Genomic DNA, 21,134 nt, shown 5'->3' with positions numbered 1-21,134 from the left:
TTGCGATGAATAAGGAAAAACGGAGAGTACCTAAATTACGTTTCCCTGGATTTACGGAAGATTGGGAACAGCGTAAGTTGTGTCAGATTACTACGAGAGTAACAAGAAAAAATGGTGGTCTATCTGATTTGCCACTTACAATATCAGCACAAGATGGTTTGGTAGATCAACGTAAATACTTTAATAGACAAGTTGCTAGTCGGGATATGTCAAATTATTATCTTATTAAAAAAGGAGAATTTGCATATAACAAAAGTTATTCTGAGGGGTATCCATTTGGGGCTGTAAAACGCCTTGATTATTATGATATAGGTGCTTTATCAACTCTTTATATTTTATTTGAAATTACAGATAACAATATAAGTTCTGATTTTATTGTTAGTTATTACATGACTCATTTATGGTATAAGGAAATCTCAAAAAGGGCTGCAGAAGGTGCTCGCAACCATGGGTTACTTAATATTTCAACAGAAGATTTTTTTGACAGTGAACTAAATATTCCTAATAGTATCGAAGAGCAAGTTAAAATAGGTAACTTTATAAAACAGTTGGATAAGTTTATTACCCTTCATCAGCGTAAGCTTGAACACTTAAATTTAAAGAAAAAAGCGTTGCTTCAAAAACTTTTCCCAAAAAATGGAGAGCGTTATCCAGAACTTCGTTTTCCGGGATTTACTGATGCTTGGGAACAGCGTAAGGTTAATGAAATATTTAAAGTTACAAGAGGACAAGTACTTGCTGCTTCATTAACTACTCCAGAGAAAAATAGGGGAAATGTTTATCCTGTGTTTTCTTCACAAACAAAAGACAATGGATTGTTGGGATATTATTCAGAATACTTATTTGAGAATGCTATAACGTGGACTACAGATGGGGCAAATGCAGGTACGGTAAATTTTAGACCTGGTCGATTTTATAGTACAAATGTTAATGGTGTTCTCATTAATGAAAATGGATATGCCTGTTATGCAGTGAGTGAAATTATAAATAAAGTTGCATATAAATATGTTTCTAAAGTAGGCAATCCTAAATTAATGAATAATGTAATGGCTGAAATTAATATCATGATTACTCCTGATATTGATGAACTAAAACAAATATCAAAGTTAATAGAAGCATATAATCAATATATTACCCTTCATCAGCGTAAGTTAGATCACTTACAATTACAGAAAAAAGCATTACTTCAACAGATGTTTGTATAAATAAAGGAGATTTTGTATGGCAGAATCAAAAGCACAGAATATTTCCAGCCAATTATGGGCGATTGCCAATGATTTGCGTGGCACAATGGATGCAAGTTCTTTTAAAGATTACATTCTTCCATTTTTATTCTATAAATATCTTTCCATTCATCAAGAAGAGTACTTAGTTAATAATGACTTGGTTGATATTTCAGATGGCAAATCTGTTAATGAAGCATATAAGGAACTTGTCGAAGACGCAGGTTTAGAGGCTTGTTTAATTGATATTGCAGGTACATTAGGATATGCTATTAATCCTGAGGATACATGGGCTTCTTTAACTGAAAGCATTCATAATGGTTCCGTTATTCCTAGTGATTATCAACGATTATTTGAAAATTTTAATAAGAATGCTGAAATTAATAAAGAAGCTGCAGCAGATTTTAGAGGTATTTTTAACTATATCAATCTTGGTGATTCTGGGCTTGGGTCAACGACAGCAGGTAGAACTAAGACTTTGAATGCAGTTGTTACTAAAATCGACGAAATCGAGTATAAAGATGAAAGTGGTAAAGATATACTTGGTGAGATTTATGAGTATTTAATTGGTAAGTTTGCTGCTAATGCTGGTAAAAAAGGTGGGGAGTTCTATACACCTCATGAAGTTAGTCAAATCTTGGCTAAAATTGTTACTGGAAATATAGAATCTCAAACTGATACTTTCACAGTCTATGACCCAACAATGGGTTCTGGCTCACTACTATTGACGGTTCGTAATGAATTGCCTGATGGATCTCGTCAAGGTGCGGTTAGCTTTTATGGGCAAGAACTAAATACGGTAACATATAACTTGGCTCGTATGAACTTGATGATGCATGGTGTTACGTATAATAATATGACACTAAATAATGCTGATACTCTTGAAAGTGATTGGCCAGATGGTCCTGATCGTGATGGTATCGATAGACCACGTTCCTTTAATGCGGTTGTTGCGAATCCTCCATACTCTGCTAAATGGGATAATAATGAAAGTAAACTTAAAGATCCACGCTTTAGTGAATATGGTAAATTAGCACCAGCCTCTAAAGCAGATTATGCTTTCATTTTACATAGCTTATATCACCTAAACAATGAAGGTACAATGGCAATCGTTTTACCTCACGGTGTTCTATTCCGCGGCGCTGCGGAAGGTAAGATTCGCCAAACTATTATAGAAAAGAATTACCTTGATGCGGTGATTGGTTTGCCTGCGAACTTGTTCTATGGCACGAGTATTCCTACAACAATTCTTGTGTTTAAGAAAAACCGCACGACACGTGACGTACTATTTATCGATGCTAGTAATGAATTTGAAAAAGGTAAAAATCAAAATAATTTAAGTGAAGAAAATATTACTAAAATTATTGAAACATACCAAAATAGACAAGACGTTGATAAATATGCACACGTTGCATCTCTCGAAGAAATCAAGGAGAATGACTACAATCTAAATATTCCTCGATATGTAGACACATTTGAGGAAGAAGAAGAACTTGATCTTGATGAAATCAATCGTATGATTGAACAAGATAACCAAGAAATTGCACAACTTGAAAAAGAAATAGCCGAACAATTAGCCCTATTAGGCGTCAAAATGTAAGGAAAAGAGGTAGAAAAGACCAAATAGGACTTTTCTACCTCTTTTTGTATTCTTGGGAACAGCGTAAGTTAGGTGATTTAACACCATTAAGGGGAGGCTTTGCTTTTAAAAGTACCGAGTTTAAAGCGACAGGAGTTCCTGTTATTAGAATTTCTAATATTCTTAGTGATGGTTCCATAGGCGGTGATTTTGCGTACTATTTAGAACAAAATAATGATGAGAATTATGTTTTACCTAATAATGCATTGGTTATCGCCATGTCAGGTGCAACGACAGGAAAAGCTGCAGTACTGAAAAATACTGGGAATATTAAATTTTATCAGAATCAACGTGTTGGTTATTTTCAAAATAATTTGAAGTGTGATTATTCTTTTATAAGTACATTGGTAAAATCATCTATCTTTTTGAAACAATTGGAGTCAGTTTTAGTTGCGGGGGCACAGCCTAATATATCATCTAAAGAGATTGATAGTTTTATATTAAAAATACCTATTTCTACAGATGAGCAGCGAAAAATTAGTAAACTATTTAATATGATAGATAGTACTATTACCCTTCATCAGCAAGAGCCATTTCTATGTGGGAACAGCGTAAATGGTAGGGGAAAACTATGTTAACAATAGAGGAAAAGTCCGAATTATTTTATATTTATTACGAAAAATGGATACATATATATAAAGAAGGTGCTATTCGTGATGTAACAATGCGAAAATATGAGATAACGCTGCTATGGCTAAAGCGATTAGTCCCTGAACTTAGGCTTTCACAATTAAATAGGATATCATATCAACAATTATTAAATGACTATGCGGAGTTTCATGAACGACAAACAACGATGGACTTTCATCATCAAATAAAAGCAGCTGTATTAGATGCAGTGGATGAAGGTTTAATAGATAGGGGTCCAACTCGAAAGGCTATTATAAAAGGCCGGTCACCGAGAATTAAGAAGATTAAATATCTGAACCAGTTTGAACTACATACTTTGTTAGTAAATTTGAAATTGACATCAGAAATTAATTGGGATTGGTTGATATTGATAATAGCAAAAACTGGAATGAGATTTTCAGAAGCTTTAGCATTAACTCCAAAAGATTTTGACTTCTCACATCAATCATTGATTGTAGATAAGACGTGGGATTATAAAGGTGATGGTGGGTTCTTACCAACGAAGAATAAATCATCAGTGAGAAAAATACAGCTTGATTGGCAAACTATCATAAAGTTTTCTGAAATAATTAAAGGCTTACCTGAAGATAAGCCGATATTTGTGAAGGGTCGTGTATTTAATTCAACAATTAATGGTGTATTAGAACGATATTGTAAAAAATTAGAAATACCAGTTATATCAATTCATGGATTACGACATACACATGCATCGCTATTGCTTTTTGCAGGAGTCTCTATTGCAAGTGTTGCAAGACGTTTAGGTCATGCGAGTATGACGACGACACAGAAAACGTATATACATATAATTCAGGAAATGGAAAATAGAGATATTGATCTGGTAATGCGGTCGATGGCTGGATTAGCTTGAGATTTATTTTGTAGAAATGGCTTTTACTGATGAAGGGTAATCATTTTAGAAATGTGGTAAAATAAACCACCAATTTTTTCTTGTTCATCTAATTTTTTTGGATATACAATCATTGTATCTTTCAAAGCAGATTTAGATATCGAACTAACTTTTATGCCCTGAACTAATGGTCTAAGCTGCATCCTATAAGAATCTGAGTTTAAAAAATTACCTAAATAACCTTTACCAAATGGAATTAGTGGCCTACAAGGAATTGTATGTAAACCACTAAGAATAAATGGCGCACTTACATTCTGCAACTCAATCGCTTTACCAACAGCATCATCTTCAGCTGTATCCGAAAAGACGATATCCCCATCTCGGAGTAATGATTTGCTAAATTTAGATAAATCAAGCTCAGAGTTAATATAAGGTATATCCTTATTAGATCCATCTAGTATCTCATCAAATTTAACCAAAATATCACCATAATGAATATTCTTTATATTAGGATTTTTATAATTCAACGAGTCTCTAGATAGAGTATTATTTTGTAGGTATTCAAATATTTCGCCCAACTTACGCTGTTCCCAAGTAAATTGAAAGGAGAAAAAATGTCTGAAGCATATAGATATAGAACAATTAAACAGTTATTAAATCGTAAAGAGCTACTTGATAACTATCTTTATTTTAGTGAATTAGAAAATCTCAATGATCAGATGGAAGGGTTTCTTAATGTATTTTGGGATGGAGATAGTATTTTATGGCATAATCTATTTAAACACTATATATTATGTTTAGCTGATTTATATTTACAGGCATCGGCAGTGTAAAATATTTTGTGTAAACTGTTCTCAAACAATTGAAAAGAGAACCAATCTTCTTTATGATTAAGTTACCAAGCATAATCTCAGAAAGAAGGTTGATTCTCTATGTTTAATGTTAACATAATCTCAGTTGACGCTCCAGATAATCATTCAATTTTTATGGACTTATTTCGTAATGAACTCGAAATGATGTCAAATACGCTATTACTAGCTGAATTAACTGAGTTTTTATCCTATGATAAATATGATGTTAGCGGCTATAATACGGGTAATTCTCGGAATGGCTATTATGAGCGTTCTTTACATACTATTTTCGGTAATATCACGATCAAAATACCTCGCGATCGATTGGGCCAATTTCAAAATAAATTACTTATACCGTACAATCGGAACTTTGGTAATCTTGTAGAAATGATTATATAGTTATATTAAAAAGGTATTACCACACGTGAAATAGCTGATATTATTGAAAAAATATATAGTTGCTATTATTCGCCATAAACTATCTCTAACATGACTAAAGTCGTTGCAGAAGAAGTAGATGCGTTTCATAATCGGCCATTACCTTCACAGTTTGCTGTAGTTTATCTAGATGCTACTTTTATTACCGTTAAACGTGGAACAGCACAAAAAGAGGCTCTTCATGTTTTAATTGGTATTACACCATCAGGCGAGAAACATGTCATTGATTATGGCATATATCCTAATGAAAGCACATTAGCCTACAAAGAGCTATTAAATCATGCAAAACAAAGAGGTCTAGAGAACATTCTTCTTTTTGTCGGTGATAGATTTCAAGGATTACATCAAGCTTGTCAGGAAATATATCCAAGAGTACGTTTCCAACGTTGTTGGATACATATAACTCGTATGGTACGTATGTTAATTAGAAAATAAGATATAGCTCCTGTATTAGCACAATTAAAGTTGGTTTATACTGCCAATACAACACAAGTAGCTGAGCCAGCTTTGTATAAATTTTTAGAAATGTGATCATCTAAGTATCCTAAGCTTACGAATACATTATCTGATATTACTGATTTATTCACTTTTTTAGAGTTTCCTGAATCCATTAGGCCGTCAATCTATTCTAATAATCTAATTGAAGGCTGGAATAAACACCTAAAAAGACGAATCAGCCATAAAGAGCAGTTTCCATCAATTGAATCATTAGATACTTTTGTATGCACATTTGCTAGTGAGTATAATGCTAAATTCTTTGGTAAAACACATCGTGGATTTGGTGCAGCATTTAGTCAGTTACAAAATATGTTTGGTAATTGAGAATAAAAAACGTTTACATAAAATTATTGACACTACCTGAGACATAGTGGTTATGGTTAATAACTAGTTATAATTAGTATACAATAAAGTTTGAGGTTAATATATGATTAATTTGGTTGAGTATTTTGAAACAAATTGTTCGAATTCGTATTATAGTAGTTTAAGGTTAAAAATATGTTTTTGTGAGTTGGTTTATAATGATTATGGTGAGTTAGTTGGAACTGTCGATATACCTTATAGTTTATTTGATGATCAAGCGGTTATTGATAAGTTTAGAGAGCTATGCCAACCAAGTAATGGCTATAATGATATGGATAATTCGTGGTTTATTCTTATATGCTTTTATCTTTGGAATAATGGATATATTATTGAGCAATTTCCAAATTTATTGGAACGACCAAGAGGCTTAGCAGAATTTGCGTATGATGATATTCGAGCTTATGCAAAGAAATATCACTTTGATGTTGATGGTATCGTAAAATGGAATGTTAGAAGAACAATAGTAGCAGATTTAAGGATAATAAAAAAAAGCGGTAATATTGGTTTAGATAAGGAGGTTGAAAATCTTATTAGTGATATAGATACCAACAATCATAGGTGGAGTGAGATGTCTTTAGATACTAAATTAATGAATTTAAATAACACTATTGAATATCTTTTAAAGCTAGATCGTAAGTTTATTGATATACCAGATATAGAAAATATTTCAGATCTGGTTAGACCTATAGATTTTAGAAAGATAACTCATGTTTTTCGTCATGGTAATACCATACAATATAGACGTAATTTTAGTGATTCAGAGAAAATATTTTTGATTGATTATGGAGTTAGTTTAGTTCATTTGATTTGTAGAAATTTAGATTAAGGTGAGGGTAATATGTCATTAAAGAATGATTATTCGACAGAAATAAGTCAGTATATTAAAGAGAATAATAATACTATTTCTTTTCAATGGGGGAAAATAGTAAATCTTGAACAAATAGGTCAAGGTGGTAGTGGTTTAGTTTATACTGGCAAATACAATGATTATGATGTTGTTTTAAAGTTTTATAACAGAGATAATAACCAGCATGATTTTGATCGTTTTAAAAACGAATATTTCAATATCCAAATGCTGGAAAATCATCAAAAAAATTTTTTAGCATCATATATAAATTTTGAACATATAGAGATTGGTAGTAAGCTGTTTTATTTATATATAATGAAAAAATATAAAACTACATTGAAAAAATATGTACAAAACTATCAAGGTAGTCGTATGGAAATATATGATAAAGTACTAGATTTTTTACTTTTGGTTTTAAAAGAAATACATTCTAAGAATATAATACATCGTGATTTAAAACCAGAAAATATCTTAGTAGATTCTGATGAGTTGTTTTATCTTGCTGATTTTGGAATAGCTAAATATATAGAAAATAATATGACAAAAAAAGGAGAGCGATTAGCAAATTATAAATTTTCTGCACCAGAACAAAGTGAAAAGAATGGTCATGTTATATTTGCATCTGATATATATTCTTTAGGGCAATTACTATACTGGGTGTTGGAAGGACATACATTAGTAGGAACATCAGATATTGATGATTATGATAATCCTTTGATAAAACCATTATTATCCAAGTGTTTAAAATATAATCAAGCTGATCGATTTCAATCAATAGAAGAAATTGAACTTTTTTTATCTCAAGAGAGGAATCGTTTATCTGTTGAAAAAAAAGAAAGTTGTCAAATAGCACGAACAATACAAAGCCTAGAGTTTAATGATAGATTTAATAATTTGATTAGAAGAATTTACCCAAAAGCAGATAATCAAATAGAATGTTTATTAGATAGTATATACTTTGAACGCATTATAAAAGAAATTAATGCTTTTATAGAGGAAAATTTATCTGATTGTGAGATATGGTATAGTGATGGATGGCATAATCAGACCTTAAAGGGGATTACTTATATAAAAAATGAAAATATACTACAACTTCTTATAAAAGATTTAAATACCATTTTAGAGTTTTCTTTAGAGAAAATTTGGTTATATGCAGATGTTTCTGGTTATACATCACTTATTTTGTTACAGTTAAATCGTTTAAAGCCATATATAATTAACGGGAAAGAGACCTATTATAAGTCTATTGTTAATGGGATAATTGAAGTTGATACAAATGAGACAAGAAGTGGATATTTAGACTTAGGTATTGAAAACGGTGAAGATAAAGGTGTAATTGAGATTTGTGATTGTATAAATTATGAGAGGAGCGATAAGAACCGATGTTATTATGCAATTGGACCCCGTTTATCTGCACCAATATATATAGAAAATGATGATATTTTACATGATTTACAAGCGCAAAATGTGACAGTACAAACTATCCATGAATATATTTTGAAAATAAGACGTAATAAACCAAAAGAGTTTTACAACTTTCAATAATAAGTTGCTTTCTTTTAATCGGTTATAAATATGAAGTTAGTCAAAGGTGTATCACTTCAAGTATGTGAACTAAGGGTGCATGGATAATATAGTTTTCAAACATGGCTTTCAAAAGAAGAAAGCCTATCAACTTTAGGGGAGCCATTAGGTATATCTTTCAGTGATTTTGAAACAGAGTCATTTATTGGATGTTATCGATGTTATATAGTTGATGAATTGCAATAAGTAATGCGACAAAATTAAATCAATTTTCTAATCTCATGTTTAAACATGTCAAATGGTGTTTTAAATCCAAGGTATTTTCTAGGTCGACTATTAATCAGCACTAGTGCTTCTGTTACTTTATCTAGTGTTACTTTAGCTAAATCGGTTTTCTTAGGAAAAAACTCTCGAAGTAAACCATTACTATTTTCATTAGAGCCACGTTGCCATGCTGCATAGGCGTCAGCAAAATACATCGGTATCCCAAACTCGGTTTCAACCTGTTCAAAGTACGCAAATTCTTTACCACGGCCCACTGTAAAAGTTTTAAGTAGTTTACTTGTTAATGTGTTGTATAGGAAACCAATAGCTAAAAACATAGAGTCCTTAGTTCGGTCATCCATTTTTATTGCTACATAGAATCGGATTTTACGTTCAACAAATGTAGCTAAACAACCTTTACTTTGACCTCTGGAAGATACCATTGTATCTAGTTTCCAATGACCAAAAGTCTCACGGTTTTCAACTTCTTTAGGTCGGTCCTTAATGGTCTTTTTTACATTGAAGCGTCCACGCTTTTCTTGTGTACCAGGATTTTTGCCTTTCCGGCGAAGTACTTTTTCGGTTACAGCAAGAAAACCACGATGGATCCAAGAATATATTGTCTTAAAGCTTAGAGCCCCCAGCTAATTCAGCACTAACTACTTCTTCTGGAGACCAAGTTTGTTGTAATCTGGATTCAATTAAAGCCGCTAATTGAGGTGTTAACTTTGTTGGTCTGCCTTTATTAGCAGACTTACTAATTGCTAACTGTTGTGCTTTAATCGCAGAATATTCACCTTCAACACGATTTAATTCTCTTGCTACAGTAGAATGGTGAACCCCGATTAAGCTAGCAATCCTATGAACAGAGTATCCTTCTTTTCGTAAAACTTCTATTTGACTTCGTTTTTCTATGGTAAGATGTATATAGTTCATATTAGAGACCTCCGTGTCATGTATTTGTGGTTATTTACATTTTACACGAGATCTACAATATGAGTCTTTTTATTTGTCGCAATATATTTTACAATTCATCAGTTACAAAAGATAATAAAGATAAAATTGTTATTATTGAAAATCAATGGAACATTTTAATTACGACCATTTTATTACTTAGGTGTCGGGTTTAGATACAACTACTATTATTTTGACGTGTTACACATGCACGGCCTAAATATAAAAGTGCTATAGAATAGTTAAATAATACAGTAAGTAATATAAATTTCTATTTTATTGGGTTAAAGGTATATCGTATTGGTGAGTCTTTATTGGACCCTAAGTTTGAAAGCCCAGAAATACCTAACGATTTAGAAAAGAATGCAAATACAAAGTTTAGTAATAAAACATTAAATAGTTCACAAGTGGCGCGTTATGTTTTTAGACACGTCTTATTAAATATAGTTTTAATAGTAAAAATAATTAAATATCAATAAAAAATAGAGAAGCTAATACAGATGACTGGCTGTCGGTATCTATTGCTATAAGTAAAGCACATATTGAAATCAAATTTAATGATAGAGTGCATTGTATTAAAATAGCTTTATAATTAGCTTTATTGAAAACTAGAAACATGAACAGCTATTTAACTTAGGTGAATTAAGCATGAATAACCTCTTTACTTATGCCACTGGCGAGTTATCTCAAGATGCTTTTATTTGCTGGTGTTTAAATTGGATTAATGAACCAGATAATGTAACTACACATAGATATCGTCAACTTGGTTTAGATTTGCTAGCTAAGTTAATAGATAACTTGTCAGAAAAAAATCAATTATTAAATATCGATATTAATTCAATAGATAAAATTATTTTAGTTTAGCAAGTGTTAAATATTGATGTATTAGCTATAATTCCTCAATATAAGTTAGCTATTATCATAGAAGATAAAACAAGTACTAGTGAGCATGGGAATCAAATTAAATTTTATAGAGAGTCTCTTGATGGTGTATTTAAAAATGAGAAACCTTGGAATGCTTATAATAAATTGAAAAATGCTTTTAAATTAGCGAATCTTAATATAGAGTACGCTGATATTGCAAATTATCATATTCATACAGTCTATTTTAAGACAGGGTACTACTTTGATTATGATTGGCAGGTAGCCCATAGCGGTTCGGTGGATAATTATTTAACGGGACCTATGTTCTGGGATATCTTGAAGCATTTTCATGACTGTGAAAGTGATATTTTAAGAGGCTATTGTGAGCACTTAAAAAATCAACTAGATTAGTATCAAGCCGTGTCTAAGATTGATGGAAAATATAATGATGAAGAATGTTATTATATTAAGTGGGAACGTATTACGCAGCATGGCTTTTTACAGGTTCTATTTGATAATGAAAGGTTGGATGGAGATTGGTTATGGAAAGATATGAGTACATATTCCAATCAATATAGTACTGGTACAAATCAGGGAGGTAGTCCGTGGACTAACCGTCGCTTTTGGAGTCGGACAGAATCAGAGGCTATCTGGTCTACCCCTCCAACTAGCTTTAAGCCTTGGATGTTTTGGCGTGTAGATCATGATTCAAAAGGTTTATATCTATCACTGCGATATTATAATAATGACTCGAGTGAAGCTGGGAAGGCATTACGTAAAAAGGTATATGCTAAGCTTAATACCATGATTGACGAAACAATTTCAAATGAATTGGAGACATTAAATCATGCTTATAATCAATGTGTCACTAGACCTCAACATGGCAACTATTATGAAAATACTTTGATTCATATTGGTATTGAACCCGTGTTAGCCTCTTGGGAAGATAATAAAGGACAACCGTTTATAAATTTGGTACGGGATATTGATAGTAAGCTAAGAGAAGTTATTATATCTTTTGATTGGGAAAAGTTTTAAGTTATAACAACAAAACAGGGAAAAGAATCCTTGGATTCCTTTCCCTGTTTAGATATGATATAATTTATATCAAAGTGAGGCATAAATGGTTTCGACGCCAGACTTCGCTTCTAATAAGAAAAATTGAAGAAACGGTCTGACTTCTATGTCGGGCCTTTTTTCATGCCACGATAAGAAAGCTAGCTTTCAGCTAGAGGTCAATCACTTTGCTGCCATGATAATGGTCGCAACAAGTATGCCAAAGGAAATCATTAACGATAACACTTTGAATGTACTCATATTGATCACCGCCAATCCTCGAGTTGATTAGCAAAGGCTGGACCCATTTAGAGGCCTCAAGTTCAATATAGTGCTGTCAATTATAAAAGTAAATAGATTAGAGGTTCCTAATAGTCACCTAGGTGACCAATAGGAACCTCTTTCGTTTTGTAATTAGTTCGGGGGATTTAACAGTATCTTTTATAAAGAAAAGAAGGAAAGAAATCCTTAGATTTTTTCCTTATTTATATATGAGATACTTTATATCGAAGTGAAGCATAAATGGTTTGGAAGTGACAATGCAGTTACAATTTTTATAGTACTAGAATTAAATATCAGTTATGTAACCCTCGTTTGCCGTATATTTTTAAGATTATAGCAATAATTGTATTTAATACAAATAGAAGAGCAAAGCATACTAAGGCTGTAGTATAGCCATATCCTGCTTCGTGAAAGTATGACACGAGCATAGGACCAACTATACCAGCTAATCCCCAAGCGGTTAGAATGCGGCCATGAATAGTGGAGAGTTGGCGTATGCCATAGAGGTCTGCAAGATATGCTGGCATACAGGCGAATCCGCCGCCATAGCAGGTGATAATGAGAAGAATTAAAACTTGGAATGTTAGAGCATTATTGGTTTCGGCAAGTACGTAGAATGCGATGATTTGTATAATAAAGAATAGTATATAAGTTTGTGCTCGTCCAAGGAAATCAGAGATAGTGGACCATACAATGCGACCACCACCATTGAAAATGCCAATAATACCGACTAGAGAGGCCGCAGCTGCTGGTGTCATGCCAATGGTTTCTTGTGCCATTGGGGATGCTAGAGATAGGAGCCCAATACCGCAGGTAATATTAACAAAGAAGACCCACCAAAGGGCACCAAATTGCCAAGTTTTCATAGCATCATTGGCTAGCATACCATGGTTGTGAACGTACATAGTGGATTTATCTTTCGTAGTTCGCGGTGGTTGTTTTTGTTGAGGTGCTTTCAAATAGAGCGAAGAGGCGCCCATAACCACTAGATAGATTACGCCGAGGATAATGAAGTTATTTACTAATCCAACTTGAGCTACGAGGAATTGCATAAGCGGGCCTGCAATGAGTGAAGCAAATCCAAAACCCATAATGGCTAATCCGGTGGCAAATCCTGGGCGATTTGGAAAGTATTTTACGAGCGTAGACACTGGTGTTATATAACCAATACCTAGTCCTATACCACCGATGATACCGTAGAATAGATATAGTAAGGTAAGGCTATGGATGCTAAGTGCATAGGCTGTACCGAATAGACCTGCTACCCAAAATAACATGGCGAGGAGACCGCTTTTTTTAGGACCAATCTTCTCTGCAAAGGATCCAAGAAAACCTGCAGATAGACCAAGCATTAGAATGGCTAGTGAAAATGTCCAGGTTGTTTGTGATAAGGTAAATCCCATATCTACCATGATAGGGCGCGTGAGCACGCTCCATGCGTACACACTACCGATAGATATATGCAGACCAATGGCAGCTAGTGCAATAAGCCAACGATTTCTCATAAGAAAACTCCTTTCATATAGGTGAAATGATTAAAAATTTATATGCATATTTGTTATGAGAGAACAAAAAAAGACCGTCTGAACAAAAGCTTGCCCAGACGGTCGGCTATCACACGATGTGCGCTACTGTGCATGTAGTCAATTCTACGAATCCGTCAGCCCAGTAGTAATATATTATAAATATAGCAATTAAGAGGATATCTTGTCGATGATATAAGTCACTATCGTATACACCATAAACATTTATAATTGAAAATAGGGAAAGGAATCCTTCGATTCCTTTCCCTATTTAGATATGATATAATTTATATCAAAGTGAGGCATAAATGGTTTCGGCGCCAGACTTCGCTTCTAGTAATTTAAAATTGAAGAAACGGTCTGACTTCTATGTCGGGCCTTTTTTCCTGCCACGATTAGAAAGCTAGCTTTCAGCTAGAGGTCAATCACTTTGCTGCCATGATAATGGTCGCTACAAGTATGCCAAAGGATATCATCAACGATAACACTTTGAATGTACTCATATTGATCACCGCCAATCTCTAGAAGATTAGCTAAGGCTGGACCCATTTAGAGGCCTCAAGTTCAATATAATGTTGTAAATAATAAAAGTAAATAGATTAGAGGTTCCTAATAGTCACCTAGGTGACCAATAGGAACCTCTTTCGTTTTGTAATTAATTTTATCAATATCTTTTTATTATGTTACAATACTGTTAAAATTACTATTTTGTGGAGAGATGTATATGTTAAAACGATTATTATTAAGTGCTATTGTATTGAGCGCTATTAGTGGTTCTAGTTATGCTGTTGATGTGAAACTTCCTGGTGCGGATCCAAGTATTTCGCGTGATGCATATGTACAAGCGGTATATACGACTAATAAAATTGAGTCTACATATGATGAGAGATTAAAAAAGAAGGCAGATTCATTTTCCGCTTATTCTAAAGAGCGCTTTAATCAAGAGTTTGGTGTAGTTGTAGATGACGATGCAGTAGAAGCCTTAAAAAATGAGATTTATACTATTGAGCGCCGTAAGTATGATGGTAACACAGTAGTGAATTTACATAATAAAAAGGGCGGCCTATCAGTAACATTACCATTTAGTGTAGTACAAAAAGAGGCATTAAGTGATTTTCCAGATGCAGCGGCTGGTTATTTATTTCAGTCCCCAATGATTGTTACTGCTATTATTGAAAATAAAATGCCATATTCTCCTGATAAAACAGATATGGTTTTTAAATATGATGGTCTTAGTAAAAGTTACTGGAGAAAAATAACTCTTACTGGTGCTGTAGATATGGACATTATTGCTTTAAATTTTGAGTTGAGTAAGCATCCTAAGCAAGCATATAATGTTATTCTGTATCCTCGTGTAACGGAGAGTGTCACATCAAATGATATTAATAAAATAATGGCTAATTATGTATTGCCTTCAATTCATTCTCTTCAAGATTTAGATGACTATAGCCGAGTAGAAAACTATAAGAAATATTCTTTTAGAGTTCCTAAAACAGCCGTTAAAGAAAATAACCCTAATGTTAAAATAGATGGTGTGACTTTCACAGTTGATAAAGATATAAGGCAACAAATTTTGATTGACCCTGCGAATAATTTGGAAAAGGGTATATTTAGTTCATTTGACGAAATTGATCTGTTACATAAACTAGATAATAAGACTGCTGAGTTCTTTGGATTTCCTGGATCCCCAAAGATTACCAAAGGTAGCCATTCCTTTGTTTGGAATGATGGTATGCCAGGTTTATTACTAGATCTTGAATTAGATAATCGACAGGGGATATTGATGTTTATTACTTATGATGACAGTTTTAAATACCAAAATTCAATCCACTATCCCTTAGATAATGGTGCATATATCAAGGTGCAGTTACGAAAATTAATTACAGATGCAACATTATCTGACACTGGTAATATGTATCAAGAGGATGTTTGGTTTATCTAATCCTTATTTTTATCTTATAGTAAAAAAGCCCTATCTACCCTTCTGAATTTTGGATTTTATAGATTTATTTTAATAAATTCTTACTATATAATGAAATTATTATGAGATGCAAGTGGTATGATTTATTTTATTGTATCCAATTCAGTAATTAAGGCGCTAATAATCAGTTTTTCTTTTATTGAAAGTGGTGTCCTAGATGAATGTAAATCATGTGTTATTAATATTTAAATCTGCATTAGAATATGCTGATTTTAAGGGGATTAATAATTTGTTAGCAGATAATTGTCAGTATATTAATGTTGAGAGGAATATATTAAAAAATGGAAAGATAGAAGTATATGATTTTTTAAATTCAATGGCAAAAAGGACCAGAGATGATAATTTAGCTGTGTATGCACATATGATGACACTTAGTGAGGGAACCAACGAAAAAGAGTTTTTTATGAAGGTGAAAGAGGGCTCGCTATTGCATACAATGAAATGGACAATTATGCTATAGGTATGTTTATTGAGTTAGATTCAAATAATTTTATTAACAAAATTATTGTTAGTAATAATATTCCGAGTTTTAGACTTGATAAACATCGTGCTGAAAATAATTCCCCTCCTATAGATTACATTTTTTATAAGGAGCCTGTTGATTTTTTGGATTGGCTTACAGCCATTAGTATTTGGTTAGAAACTGGATATGTAGATAAGCATTCTTTTTATGATTCACTTGCTGATGAGTGCTGTGTACATTTTCAAAGAAAAAATCAAGAACCTATTTTGTTGTTAGGTAAGGAAGAAATTATAAATGACTTTGATAAGATAATGAATTTATTTTTCTATACTATGCCACATATAATTCGTGATAAGAATAATAGATCCTTTATAAAGTATGGACCTATGACGATTGAAATCGGCCGTAGTTTAGCGGGGCCAGCAAATTCTGTACATATTTATATTGACTACAGTGAAGATTAGTTCGCATATTATTTCTTGCATAGGTTTATTATGTTTTAAAACAAAAAAGAAATCGTATGGGATTCCTTTCCCTATTTAGATATGATATAATTTATATCAAAGTGAGGCATAAATGGTTTCGGCGCCAGACTTCGCTTCTAGTAATTTAAAATTGAAGAAACGGTCTGACTTCTATGTCGGGCCTTTTTTCATGCCACGATTAGAAAGCTAGCTTTCAGCTAGAGGTCAATCACTTTGCTGCCATGATAATGGTCGCTACAAGTATCCCAAAGGAAATCATTAACGATAACACTTTAAATGTACTCATATTGATCACCGCCAATCTCTAGAAGATTAGCTAAGGCTGGACCCATTTAGAGGCCTCAAGTTCAATATAATGCCGTCAATTATAAAAGTAAATAGATTAGAGGTTCCTAATGGTCACAGTAGTGACTTATAGGAACCTCTTTTATTGTGCAAGTAAATTATATAGTTAGTAAACTATTACAGAATGCTTTTACCCAAAGGAAATACAGTTTTGATGGCGCATCTACGTGAAAGTACCGCTTCATAAACGTGACATATATCATATTTTTACAGGTAATAGATTTGGAAATTACGTTGTAAATGCTTTCATTTACATGAATTTGTTATAAGGTTATATTATTTATAAGTGTTTTTTTGGATTCGTGGTGGTTTTATATGTTTTACAATTGCGATAGATATAGCAATTGTAAAAGCTATCAAAAAGGATTCTTTTGCGAAGCTAATGGCAATAGTTTCTTGTCCCATTAGCATATAATAAATGGATCGATAAAAGCTGAGCCCTGGTAGTAAAGGGAATAAGCTAGTCATTAGGAAAACTATAGCAGGGCATTTCCGTTTAACAGCCAATATTCTTGATGCTATGGCGATGATAAAACCACTGATGAATATGGAGAGCATAACATTAGACTGTAGTGAAGATAATGTTAAGAACAAGAACCATGAGATGAATCCTAATATTGTACAATCGATAAAATGTTGTTTAGCTACACGGAATAAGATTGCAAATGCTGTCGTACCAATACCAGCCATTATACTACGCATAAACATAGAGGTTAAGGAATTAGTATCTAAATTAGAGGTATAAAGAGGAATCATTTGTGTGTTGAAGAGTAGTGATTGTACTACTGCGACCCCTACAGCCATTGAAATACAGGTAAGTAACGCGCCCATCATAAGGGTTATTCCTGTATTATAGTTATTCTGGCTATACTCTCTAATAGCATTGACGAAAGGAACTCCGGGAACAATGTCAATCATGGCTCCTAGTAATATAACTGATAGGTTGGAGCCTAATTCAAAGTGGATAAAGAGATTACCCAATAAGGCTATTAGAATACTACCTAAAATGGTAATCAATACATCAGAACTAAGTATGCGTTTAATCGTACACATATAGACGCCTAATATTAAGCCTATAATACCGGCAATTATAGAGTCTGTTATAGAACTACCAATTGCATAGCTAAAGCCCGAAGCTCCTAACGTATAAGCTACTAATCTCCAAAAAAAAGAATAGTCTGACATGGTATCAATTTGATTAAGTTCACTTTCAATCTCCTCAATAGTAATATTTTTTTGTGTGACACGTCGGGAGAGAGCATTAACAGATTCAATTTTACTGAGGTTAATATCGACTTCAGGAACGTTACAAATACGAGTAATTTCAGTTCCATCAGCTTTCTTAGCAGTTGCAAAAATACCTCTATTGGATACGTAGGCTTCTAAATCTTTAAAATTCATAGCTCGTGCTATGTAGTTCATAGTATCCTCTGTACGACTGATTTCAGCACCACTACTAAGAAGTATTTTCCCAGCTTTTAATATAATTTCTAATTCTACACTGGTCATTATTTCCTCATCACTCATTTTATCTTATTGTTATTTTTATTAGACTCTTTTGTTAATTTATTTTTAGGTGAATCAGCTTGTTTAGAGTCTTTCTGTTCTTGTAGACTATTGATGTTTTCATGTATTAATTCTTCATCTATTGTGAGATGCTCTTCTACATAGTCTTTTAAGTCTTGAACTGTTTCCGTATTTGAAAGTATCTCTTTTGCTACATCATGAATATCTTCTTTAAGAGCTTTTGTATCTGCTTGACTAATATCACCTAATGTGTGGAATAGTTCACGTTCTTCTTCTGATAGTGTTTTGTGAGGACTATGTTTTTTTAGTGATAAATGGATCATCTTTCTTCGGAAGAGTTTTTCCATAATGATATCTTTACGATCACGGAGCCAGCCATAAATAAGAATAATTAGGAGTAATAGTCCCATATAACCGAGAATTGGGTAGAGGATACTAATCAAATCTTTAAAACCAAAGAAACTACATATATATCCTATGATTACTACAGAAATAATAACAATTCTCATTCTTTTTGTACTGCCGTTGGCAAAACGTCTAGCAATAGAATAAAAAAGAGAGAATGCTGTATTAAAAATAAGTGAAAAGACTGTGATTGCATATATATATGCTAGCCAAGGATGAATTTGATTGGCAATAGCAAGAATCGGCAAATCTGCATCTTTTACTGTATCTAGATTTGCAAAAATAGAGATAGCAGCTATAAAAACAACTAATCCGACTAATAGGCCGCCACGAGTGCCACCTTTTTCAGCAATACCAATACGAACAACAGAACCACCTAAAATAAAGGCCATAGAAACAGCTGTCATAGCACATAGAGAATAATAATTAATGACAGAAAACCATACATTGCTTGTGGCTGGTTTGATTGTGTGGGCTATAGCCTCTAATGTAGTCCAATCATGACTTTTACCAATAAAAGAGTAGCCTGTAATGATGAATATCATAACAATCATGATAGGTGTAAAAACACCTAGAACACTGGTTATTTTGTCAAAGTTCATAAATGATACGGTTATGATTAAAAGTGAGCAAATTAATCCACCAAGCCAAAAAGGGAATCCAAATTGTTGTTCTAAGTTTGAGCCTGCGCCAGCAATCATAACAAATCCCATAATAAAGCTACCAGAGATTAGTACAAAATCAAGTATTCTTGTAATAATAGGATGGGAAATCTGTGTAAAAACTTCTTCATGATTGTCTGCACGATAGTAGCTCCCCAAAGAAAGCATGATTTTACCAAATGCGGCATTTAATAGACCTAGTAATAGAACACCAATAAGACCTATTTGGCCAAAACTTATAAAATATTGTAGAAGATCTTGTCCACTCGAGAGTCCTGCACCTACAATAACACCTATGTAGGCAAATGCAATTTTCCATGATTGTTGCATTATATTTTCCTCCTTTCAAATACATAACTTAGTAAATATTTAATATTATATCATACTAATGATTCAGTTGATGGAAAAAAACTTAAACCGAGTATGCGTCATGGAAGCCATAGGTATATATGGAATGATGGCGTTCCTGGTGTGCTCACAGTGTTTGGGTATAAGGATGGCACTGGTAAATTACGCTTTAGTATTCAAGATGCTCATAATCTTTATATCCATACGATTAATTATAATCGTGCAACGAATGATTATAATATTGGATTATTGCATAGTATTATTTCAGATGCTAAGATTGCAAACTTAGGAGATACCTATAAGGGTGAAGTAGATTTACTATGATACAATAATAGTAATATGAAATGTACTAAGTCCCAATGAAGTTGATGCGGTTCGTCATAAACTAGATTATCAAGAGGACTATGAGCAGAATTATCCTTTTAAGTAATGTGTATATTTGTTTCGTGTGTTGAGGTGTGAATCCTATGGCTACGTGGTCTGGAATACGGCATAAGTTAGAAACAGAATATCTTGCTATCAGCTTGCGAGGGCATATTCAATATTTTGTTACCACTTATAGTAAATCGCCTGATCATGAGGGGCGGGCTGCTATACGATATAATGGTAAGGAAATTATAAAAGGCAATTATTGGAATCAATATGTGAAGGCCCATCTGTTTCCTAAAGATGATACCTATGAACGAAGAATGTATGAAGGTTTTCCGTTCATAGACAATACAGCACTAGAATTAGGCGTATTTGATCAGCGGTGCTTTTATCAGGCTTTTGATGAATTTGAGAATCAAAATATAGATAAGAGCTTGGTTAGTGATAATCTAATTGTACGTATCTTTGCAGTTTTAGATAGACGTGTGGGAAAACGTAGACTCATTGCAATGAGAAATCTCATGGAGGAGCAAGCTCCTGTATTTCAAGAGTTTTATGCTATTCGTGTGCACCATGAAGGTTTGTAAACAAAACACGGAAGGAAATTGTTCAATTCCCTTCCGTGTTTAGATATGATATAATTTATATCAAAGTGAGGCATAAATGGTTTGGACGCCAGACTTCGCTTCTAGAATTTAATGTTGAAGAAACGGTCTGACTTCACAGTCGGGCCTTTTTTCATGACT

Annotated in this window: 22 protein-coding genes, 2 pseudogenes and 1 riboswitch; of the genes and pseudogenes, 16 read left to right on the top strand and 8 right to left on the bottom strand. The window is 33.1% G+C overall.

The genetic code is table 11. The features are described from left to right. The first annotated feature begins 5 nt into the window (after window positions 1-5). Genes VEI_RS06040 through VEI_RS06025 form a run of 4 tightly spaced genes read left to right on the top strand, consistent with a single transcriptional unit; the run spans window position 6 to window position 4,360 of the window. Entirely contained in the window at window positions 6-1,205 is a 1,200-nt protein-coding gene (locus tag VEI_RS06040) for a restriction endonuclease subunit S (protein ID WP_059363277.1), read from the top strand. Between the two features lie 16 nt (window positions 1,206-1,221). Then, window positions 1,222-2,823, top strand: coding sequence for a type I restriction-modification system subunit M (locus VEI_RS06035; protein WP_059363275.1), 1,602 nt, complete (start codon window positions 1,222-1,224; stop codon window positions 2,821-2,823). Window positions 2,824-2,867: 44 nt separating this feature from the next. Then, on the top strand, window positions 2,868-3,440 hold the full coding sequence (locus VEI_RS06030; protein WP_059363273.1) for a restriction endonuclease subunit S: 573 nt from the start codon (window positions 2,868-2,870) through the stop codon (window positions 3,438-3,440). Beyond that, window positions 3,434-4,360: a site-specific integrase gene (locus tag VEI_RS06025; protein WP_059363271.1), complete on the top strand. Its 927-nt coding sequence runs from the start codon at window positions 3,434-3,436 to the stop codon at window positions 4,358-4,360. The genes VEI_RS06030 and VEI_RS06025 overlap by 7 nt, the downstream gene beginning before the upstream one ends. 23 nt (window positions 4,361-4,383) lie before the next feature. Here VEI_RS06025 and VEI_RS06020 read toward each other — a convergent pair whose 3' ends face one another. Continuing rightward, window positions 4,384-4,866: a restriction endonuclease subunit S domain-containing protein gene (locus tag VEI_RS06020; protein WP_323131781.1), complete on the bottom strand. Its 483-nt coding sequence runs from the start codon at window positions 4,864-4,866 to the stop codon at window positions 4,384-4,386. Window positions 4,867-4,953: 87 nt separating this feature from the next. On the opposite strand from VEI_RS06020, the gene VEI_RS06015 reads away from it, so the two are divergent. The 4 genes and pseudogenes from VEI_RS06015 (at window position 4,954) to VEI_RS05995 (ending at window position 8,881) form a co-directional block, all read left to right on the top strand. Further along, window positions 4,954-5,172 carry a hypothetical protein gene (locus VEI_RS06015; protein WP_059363263.1) on the top strand — a complete coding sequence of 73 codons (219 nt, stop codon included), beginning with the start codon at window positions 4,954-4,956 and terminating at the stop codon, window positions 5,170-5,172. A gap of 99 nt (window positions 5,173-5,271) precedes the next feature. Then, window positions 5,272-6,450 (top strand): annotated as a pseudogene (locus tag VEI_RS10500) (IS256 family transposase). Window positions 6,451-6,553: 103 nt separating this feature from the next. Further along, entirely contained in the window at window positions 6,554-7,315 is a 762-nt protein-coding gene (locus tag VEI_RS06000; protein WP_059363254.1) for a hypothetical protein, read from the top strand. A gap of 12 nt (window positions 7,316-7,327) precedes the next feature. Then, a complete protein-coding gene (locus VEI_RS05995; RefSeq protein WP_059363252.1) occupies window positions 7,328-8,881 on the top strand; it encodes a protein kinase domain-containing protein in 1,554 nt (517 codons plus the stop codon). Window positions 8,882-9,120: 239 nt separating this feature from the next. Here the strand turns inward: VEI_RS05995 and VEI_RS05990 are convergent. Continuing rightward, window positions 9,121-10,060 (bottom strand): annotated as a pseudogene (locus tag VEI_RS05990) (IS30 family transposase). A gap of 666 nt (window positions 10,061-10,726) precedes the next feature. Here VEI_RS05990 and VEI_RS05985 point away from each other — a divergent pair. The 3 genes from VEI_RS05985 to VEI_RS05975 are packed head-to-tail and all read left to right on the top strand — an operon-like array spanning window position 10,727 to window position 11,980. Next, window positions 10,727-10,942 carry a hypothetical protein gene (locus VEI_RS05985; RefSeq protein WP_059363250.1) on the top strand — a complete coding sequence of 72 codons (216 nt, stop codon included), beginning with the start codon at window positions 10,727-10,729 and terminating at the stop codon, window positions 10,940-10,942. Window positions 10,943-10,945: 3 nt separating this feature from the next. Next, a complete protein-coding gene (locus tag VEI_RS05980; protein ID WP_059363248.1) occupies window positions 10,946-11,353 on the top strand; it encodes a hypothetical protein in 408 nt (135 codons plus the stop codon). A gap of 9 nt (window positions 11,354-11,362) precedes the next feature. Next, window positions 11,363-11,980 (top strand): hypothetical protein, encoded by a 618-nt coding sequence (locus VEI_RS05975; RefSeq protein WP_059363247.1) that lies wholly within the window; start codon window positions 11,363-11,365, stop codon window positions 11,978-11,980. 201 nt (window positions 11,981-12,181) lie between these two features. Here VEI_RS05975 and VEI_RS10600 read toward each other — a convergent pair whose 3' ends face one another. The 3 genes from VEI_RS10600 to VEI_RS10625 form a co-directional block, all read right to left on the bottom strand. Beyond that, the gene (locus tag VEI_RS10600) at window positions 12,182-12,232 is read right to left on the bottom strand and encodes a hypothetical protein (RefSeq protein WP_353511575.1); all 51 of its coding nucleotides are present in this window, start codon (window positions 12,230-12,232) and stop codon (window positions 12,182-12,184) included. A 341-nt stretch (window positions 12,233-12,573) separates the two neighbouring features. Continuing rightward, entirely contained in the window at window positions 12,574-13,785 is a 1,212-nt protein-coding gene (locus VEI_RS05970; RefSeq protein WP_059363246.1) for an L-lactate MFS transporter, read from the bottom strand. Window positions 13,786-13,870: 85 nt separating this feature from the next. Beyond that, a riboswitch (ZMP/ZTP riboswitch) is annotated at window positions 13,871-13,958 on the bottom strand. A gap of 259 nt (window positions 13,959-14,217) precedes the next feature. Continuing rightward, a complete protein-coding gene (locus VEI_RS10625; protein ID WP_256359132.1) occupies window positions 14,218-14,352 on the bottom strand; it encodes a hypothetical protein in 135 nt (44 codons plus the stop codon). 175 nt (window positions 14,353-14,527) lie between these two features. On the opposite strand from VEI_RS10625, the gene VEI_RS05965 reads away from it, so the two are divergent. The 3 genes from VEI_RS05965 (at window position 14,528) to VEI_RS10490 (ending at window position 16,711) form a co-directional block, all read left to right on the top strand. Continuing rightward, entirely contained in the window at window positions 14,528-15,745 is a 1,218-nt protein-coding gene (locus VEI_RS05965; protein WP_059363244.1) for a hypothetical protein, read from the top strand. A 196-nt stretch (window positions 15,746-15,941) separates the two neighbouring features. Continuing rightward, complete coding sequence (locus VEI_RS10495; protein WP_223209335.1) at window positions 15,942-16,244, top strand: hypothetical protein; 303 nt, start codon at window positions 15,942-15,944, stop codon at window positions 16,242-16,244. Next, complete coding sequence (locus tag VEI_RS10490) at window positions 16,226-16,711, top strand: hypothetical protein (RefSeq protein ID WP_223209334.1); 486 nt, start codon at window positions 16,226-16,228, stop codon at window positions 16,709-16,711. The genes VEI_RS10495 and VEI_RS10490 overlap by 19 nt, the downstream gene beginning before the upstream one ends. A gap of 229 nt (window positions 16,712-16,940) precedes the next feature. Here VEI_RS10490 and VEI_RS10585 read toward each other — a convergent pair whose 3' ends face one another. The 3 genes from VEI_RS10585 to VEI_RS05950 all read right to left on the bottom strand — a co-directional run bounded on the left by VEI_RS10585 (window position 16,941) and on the right by VEI_RS05950 (window position 20,001). Next, on the bottom strand, window positions 16,941-16,991 hold the full coding sequence (locus VEI_RS10585) for a hypothetical protein (RefSeq protein ID WP_353511575.1): 51 nt from the start codon (window positions 16,989-16,991) through the stop codon (window positions 16,941-16,943). 362 nt (window positions 16,992-17,353) lie between these two features. After that, on the bottom strand, window positions 17,354-18,586 hold the full coding sequence (locus tag VEI_RS05955) for a threonine/serine exporter family protein (RefSeq protein WP_059363243.1): 1,233 nt from the start codon (window positions 18,584-18,586) through the stop codon (window positions 17,354-17,356). 14 nt (window positions 18,587-18,600) lie between these two features. Next, window positions 18,601-20,001: a YkvI family membrane protein gene (locus VEI_RS05950; protein WP_059363241.1), complete on the bottom strand. Its 1,401-nt coding sequence runs from the start codon at window positions 19,999-20,001 to the stop codon at window positions 18,601-18,603. Window positions 20,002-20,094: 93 nt separating this feature from the next. Between VEI_RS05950 and VEI_RS05945 the strand changes: the two genes are divergently transcribed. Further along, window positions 20,095-20,343, top strand: coding sequence for a hypothetical protein (locus tag VEI_RS05945; protein WP_059363239.1), 249 nt, complete (start codon window positions 20,095-20,097; stop codon window positions 20,341-20,343). 143 nt (window positions 20,344-20,486) lie between these two features. Next, window positions 20,487-20,975, top strand: coding sequence for an SF0329 family protein (locus VEI_RS05940; RefSeq protein WP_059363237.1), 489 nt, complete (start codon window positions 20,487-20,489; stop codon window positions 20,973-20,975). Window positions 20,976-21,134 lie beyond the last annotated feature (159 nt).

It is taken from the genome of Veillonella tobetsuensis (genome assembly GCF_001078375.1).
GTDB classification, from domain to species: domain Bacteria; phylum Bacillota; class Negativicutes; order Veillonellales; family Veillonellaceae; genus Veillonella; species Veillonella tobetsuensis.
The sequence above is the reverse complement of the archived record's forward strand: the minus strand, read 5'-3'. Positions and strand labels throughout refer to the sequence as shown.